The following is a 5,672-nucleotide window of genomic DNA, read 5'->3' as shown; positions in this document are numbered from 1 at the left end:
CGCCCCCCGGCAGGAACCGCCCGGGGAGGGCCGGCCACCGGCACGGCACTGACGGCGAAGGCGCGCTCCGGTGCCCTTCCGTCCCGGCCGGCGCCCGGCGGGACCGGTGCCGCGACGCTCGCCGCGGCAGCGCGCCGGCCGGCGCGGGCGGGCGGCGGAGCGCCCGTGCCCCGGCGTCGTCCGCGAACGGCCGAGGGCCCTGTCCGGCGTACCGGACAGGGCCCTCGGTCCCGAGCGCCGGGCAGGCCTTGCACCTGCATCTCCCCGCAGGAAGCGGGGCGTCTTTCCTTGGACCACCAACGCACCGTGAGCCACCGGGAGTCCCGGCGCCCATCTCAAGATCCACTGTACAGCATGCGTCCCCCCGGACCGGCCCGGACCGGCCCGGACCGGCCGCGGGGGCGGCCGGGGCGGCCGGGCCGGCGGCCGCGGGCTCAGGGCAGCGGCGTCCCCCCGGTCGCGTTGAGGATCTCCGCGGTGATGAAGCTCGCCTCCTGGGAGGCCAGGTAGACGTAGGCCGGGGCCAGCTCGGCCGGCTGGGCCGGGCGGCCCATGGGGCTCTGCTTGCCGAACTCGGCCGTGTCCGGCATCGTCGCGGGGATGAGCGGGGTCCACACCGGGCCCGGCGCGACCGCGTTCACCCGGATGCCGCGCTCCGCGACCATCTGCGCCAGCCCCTGGGTGAAGGTGACGATCGCGCCCTTGGTCATCGCGTAGTCCAGCAGGTGCGGGCTGGGCTTGTACGCCTGCACGGACGTGGAGTTGATGACGCTGCCGCCCCGGGGGATGTGCGGCAGGGCGAACTTGGTCAGCCAGAACATGCCGTAGAGGTTCGTCCGCATGACCCGGTCGAACTGCTCGGTCTCGATCGCCTCGATGCCCTCCGGCTGCGACATCTGGTAGGCCGCGTTGTTCACCAGGACGTCGATGCGGCCGAACTCGGCGACCGCCCGGTCGATCAGCGCCCGGCAGTTGGCCTCCTCGCGGATGTCGCAGGAGACGGCCACCGCCTTGCGGCCGGCCTCCTCCACCAGGCGGGCGGTCTCGCGCGCGTCGCTCTCCTCCTCCTGGAGGTGGGTGAACAGGACGTCGGCGCCCTCGCGGGCGAAGGCCAGGGCCACCGCCCGGCCGATACCGGAGTCCCCACCCGTGATGACGGCCTTGCGGCCCTCCAGCCGGCCGGAGCCGCGGTACGACTCCTCACCGTGGTCGGGCGGCGGATCCATCGGTCCGGTCCAGCCCGGATGGGCCTGGTCCTGGTCGGGAAAGTCGGGGCGGGGGTGCTGGGTGGTCGGATCCTGCTGGGTGTGCTGCTCTTCCGCCACGTCGGCCTCCTGTCTGTCGAACGGACCGGACAGGAGGCCGGGTTCCCTGATCGTCCGGCCCGAAAAGTGTTCTCACCTGCCGGAATCGCCGGGCGTCCCGCGGCCCGGCGGCGACCGCCGCCACAGTCGCGGCCGCGGCACGGCGTGCCGCGGCCGCGGTCCGGCGCGCCGAGGGGCCGCGGGGCCCGGCGAACACCGACCGTGACCGCTCATCTGAGACTTGTGCGACACATGGTGCGGTCGGCGGGCTTGCACCGGCCGTCTCAGGGCACCCGACTTGCGCGGATCGGCCTCCGCTTCGGCCCCAGGGGCCGCAACCCGGAGCGGCCGACCGGAGGACACGGCAAGGGGAGAAACCGACGTGCGCATCGGGGCAGAGGAAGAGTTTCACGTACTGGACGTGGAGAGCGGGCACCTGGTGCCACGCGCCCGCGCCGTGCTGGACCGGCTGGACAGACCCGGTTTCACCACCGAGCTCCAGCAGTCGGTCGTGGAGAGCAACAGCCGGGTGCACGACACCCTCGACGACCTGTACACCGACCTGGCCGGGGCCCGGCGCCGGCTGGACGCGGCGGCCTCCTCGCTCGGCCTGGCCGTGGTGGCGGCCGGCACGGTGCCACTGGCCCGGGTCACCCCCCGGGACGTCACCGCCGACGCCCGCTACCGGCACATGGCCGAGGAGTACCGCAGGGTCGCCGACGAACAGCTCATCTGCAGCGCCCAGGTGCACGTCGACGTGCCCGACCGCGACACCGCCGTGCGCGCCATGTGCCTGGTCTCGCCCTGGCTCGCGCCCCTGCTGGCGCTGTCCGCCAGTTCGCCGTTCTGGCTGGGCGCGGACACCGGGTACGCCAGCTGGCGCACCATGCTGTGGCAGCGCTGGCCCACCGCCGGGCCGGCCGGCTGCCACGCCAGTGCGGCGGACTACGACACGGCCGTGCAGGAGCTGATCGGCTCGGGCGTCATCAGCGACGCCGGGATGGTCTACCACGACGTCCGGCCCTCGGCCCACCAGGGCACGCTGGAGCTGCGGATATGCGATGCCTGCCCGCGCGCGGAGACGGTCGTGCTGGTCGCCGGTCTCTTCCGGGCGCTGGTGCGGGACGCGTGCGAGCGGCTGGCGGACCGGGACGGCCCGCTGTGCGACGGCCACCACGACTGGCTGCGCGCCGCCGCCTGGCGCGCCGCCCGCTCCGGCCTGGAGGGGTACCTGGTGGATCCGGCGACCCGGCGGGCCGCCCCGGCCCCCGAGGTGCTGCGCGGGATGCGCGACCGGCTGCGCCCGGCCCTGGAGGCCTCCGGTGACTGGGACACCGTGCACGGACTGCTGGAGGAGGCCCTGGCCGCCGGGAGCGCCGCCCACCGGCTGCGGCGCGCGGCGGCGGCCGAGGACCTGCTCGCCAGCGTCGACCTGATGGTCGACGAGACCCGCGGCGGACGCGCCGGCCGGCCCGCCGCCCCGGCCGCCCGGCGGCCGGTCCCGCCGGTCGGAACCGGCGGCGCCCGCCCCCGCCTTCGCCGTACGACGGCCGGGGGCGCGGTCGGCTGATCCGATGCCGCACCGCCCTTTCGTCACCTCCCGCGTCGGCCGGGCGGCCGCCGGAGCGGCTGTGCCGCCCGCCCGGGCCGCCGTACGCCGGTCCCGGCCGGACGAGCCGACACCCAACCCTGCGATCGAGGAGAGTTCCACCGTCATGCCCAGCATGTCCCCGTCCCCCGTCGGCCTGTGGAGGGGCGCCGCCGCACGGCGGTCCGCACCACCCGAGCACCCGCGCGGAAGGGGGTCCGTCTGATGTGCGGCCTCAGCGGTGAGATCCGCTTCGACGACGGGCGGCCCGACATGGCGGCGGTCGAGCGCATGACCGACCGGCTCGCGCCCCGGGGTCCCGACGGCCGCGGGCTGTGGTCGCAGGGGCCGGTCGCCCTCGGCCACCGCCGACTCAAGATCATCGACTTGTCGGAGAGCGGCGCCCAGCCCATGGCGGACCCCCGGGCCCGGATCGTCGGCGTCTTCAACGGGTGCGTCTACAACTACCGCGAGCTGCGCGAGGAGCTGCGCGGCCGCGGCCACCACTTCTTCTCCGACTCCGACACCGAGGTGGTGCTCAAGGCCTACCAGGAGTGGGGCACGGCCTGCGTCGAGCGGTTCTACGGCATGTTCGCCTTCGTCGTCGTCGAGCAGGACACCGGGCGGGTGGTCCTGGCCCGCGACCGGCTCGGCATCAAGCCGCTGTACCTGGCCGAGACGCCGGACCGGCTCCGGTTCGCCTCCTCCCTGCCGGCGCTGCTGGCCGGCGGCGGCGTGGACACCTCGCTGGACCCGGTGGCCCTGCACCAGTACCTCAGCTGGCACGCCACCGTGGCCGCGCCCCGGACCGTCCTCAACGGCGTGCGCAAGCTCCCGCCGGCCACGGTCCGCGTGATCGAGCCGGACGGCACGCACCGTGACCACTGCTACTGGCAGCCCGCCTACACCCGCCGGCCCGAGTACGCCGGCCTGAGCGCCGAGGACTGGACGGACGCCGTGCTGGAGGCGCTGCGCACCGCCGTGCGCCGCCGGATGGTCGCCGACGTGCCGGTCGGCGTGCTGCTGTCCGGCGGGCTGGACTCCAGCCTGATCGTGGCCCTGCTGGCCGAGGAGGGGCAGCAGGACCTGGCCACCTTCAGCGTCGGCTTCGAGTCGGAAGGGGGCGAGGAGGGGGACGAGTTCCACTACTCCGACCTGGTGGCACGGCACTTCGGCACCGACCACCACCAGCTGCTGGTCCCCTCCGACCGGGTCTCGCACGCGCTGGACGGGGCGGTCAGGGCCATGAGCGAGCCCATGATGAGCCACGACGTGGTCGCCTTCCACCTGCTGTCCGAGCAGGTCGCCAAGGAGGTCAAGGTCGTCCAGAGCGGCCAGGGCGCCGACGAGGTCTTCGCGGGCTACCACTGGTATCCGGACATGGCGGACGTGTCCCGGCAGCACGCGGCCCGGGCGTACGTCGACACGTACTTCGACCGGCCGCACGCCGACCTCGCCCGGATCCTGGAGCCCGGCCTGCTGCCCGACCATGACGCGTCCGGCGACTTCGTCCGCGCGCACTTGGCGGCCCCGGGCGCCGAGACCGCGCTCGACGCGCAGCTGAGGCTCGACACGCACGTGATGATGGTCGACGACCCGGTCAAGCGGGTCGACAACATGACCATGGACTGGGGCCTGGAGGCCCGCGTGCCGTTCCTCGACCACGAACTGGTCGAGCTGGCCGCCGCCTGCCCGCCCGAGCTCAAGCTCGCGGACGGCGGCAAGGGCGTGCTGAAGGCCGCCGGGCGCAAGGTGCTGCCGCGGGAGGTCGTCGACCGGCCCAAGGGCTACTTCCCGGTCCCGGCGATCAAGCACATGGCCGGCCCGGTGCTGGAGCGGGTCCGCGAGGCCCTCACCGCCCCCGAGGCGAAGGCCCGCGGCGTCTTCCGCCAGGAGTACGTCGCCCGGTTGCTCGCGGAACCCAACGCGCACCGCACCCACCGGGGAGCGAACACGCTGTGGCAGGTAGCTTTGCTGGAGATATGGCTGCAGACGCACGGGATCAGCTGACCGGCGGCCGGGCCCCGCGGACGTCCGCGTCCCCCCGGCCGGGCCCCTCGGACGTCCAGGCCCCGCCGTCCCCGGACCCGCCGTCCCCGGACCCGGCGGCGACGCCCCTGGCCGGCGACGGGACGCCCCTGCCGGGGGCCGCCCCGCGGGCGGGCGCGGCCTTCGTGCCGTCCGCGCGTCCCGACGGCTCCGGGCCCGCCGCCCGACGCCGGGACGCGGTGAGCCCGGTCCGGGGCGTCCGGGCGGCGAACCTCCCGGACGACGTGCCGTCCCGGGCACCGCTGCCCGCGCCGGCGCCCGTCGCGCTGCCGGACACCGCCGTGGCCCACGACGCGCCCCACCTGGTGACGGCCCACGGCTGCTGGTACCCCTCGGTGGACCCCAGCGGCCGGCACGTCGCCTTCATCTGCGACCGGGGCGGTGTGCCGCAGCTGTGGACGGGGCCGGTCGACGGCGGCGACGCCCAGCTGCTGGACGCCGGACCGGACCCGGTGACCGAGGTGTCCTGGTCCCCCGACGGCCGGTGGATCGCGTACACCACCGCCCCGGAGGGCGGGGAGCTCACCCGGGTGCTGTGCGTGCGCCCCGACGGCACCGGGCGGCGCGTCCTGGCCGGGGCCGAGCCGGGCAGCTCCGCGCACCTGGGGTGCTGGCGGCACGACGGCTCGGCCGTCGCGGTGACCGTCGCCGAGCCGTCCGCGGGCACCGAGCCGGGCGAGGTGGAGGCCGCGCTCGTGCGCGCCGAGCCCGGCCCGGCCGCCGCCGACCAC

4 protein-coding genes are annotated in these 5,672 nt (G+C 75.7%); 3 read left to right on the top strand and 1 reads right to left on the bottom strand.

Annotated elements, in window-relative coordinates; genetic code table 11:
• Positions 1–434 precede the first annotated feature (434 nt).
• Positions 435–1,325 carry an SDR family oxidoreductase gene (locus ABD363_RS27425; RefSeq protein WP_344608246.1) on the bottom strand — a complete coding sequence of 297 codons (891 nt, stop codon included), beginning with the start codon at positions 1,323–1,325 and terminating at the stop codon, positions 435–437.
• A 361-nt stretch (positions 1,326–1,686) separates the two neighbouring features.
• On the opposite strand from ABD363_RS27425, the gene ABD363_RS27420 reads away from it, so the two are divergent.
• The 3 genes from ABD363_RS27420 to ABD363_RS27410 form a co-directional block, all read left to right on the top strand.
• Positions 1,687–2,874: a carboxylate-amine ligase gene (locus ABD363_RS27420; protein WP_344608244.1), complete on the top strand. Its 1,188-nt coding sequence runs from the start codon at positions 1,687–1,689 to the stop codon at positions 2,872–2,874.
• A gap of 243 nt (positions 2,875–3,117) precedes the next feature.
• Positions 3,118–4,902: an N-acetylglutaminylglutamine amidotransferase gene (locus ABD363_RS27415; protein ID WP_344608242.1), complete on the top strand. Its 1,785-nt coding sequence runs from the start codon at positions 3,118–3,120 to the stop codon at positions 4,900–4,902.
• On the top strand, positions 4,875–5,672 hold a 798-nt coding region (locus tag ABD363_RS27410; protein WP_425578031.1), incomplete at its 3' end, for a TolB family protein. The genes ABD363_RS27415 and ABD363_RS27410, both read left to right, overlap by 28 nt.

This window comes from Streptomyces glaucus (assembly GCF_039533365.1).
Taxonomy (GTDB): domain Bacteria; phylum Actinomycetota; class Actinomycetes; order Streptomycetales; family Streptomycetaceae; genus Streptomyces; species Streptomyces glaucus.
Note: the sequence above shows the minus strand (reverse complement) of the source record. Positions and strands in the feature narration are given on the sequence as shown.

Bases quoted from the DNA above. Each gene is read 5' to 3' on its own strand.
- ABD363_RS27415 (WP_344608242.1), top strand. From the start codon at position 3,118: ATGTGCGGCCTCAGCGGTGAGATCCGCTTCGACGACGGGCGGCCCGAC.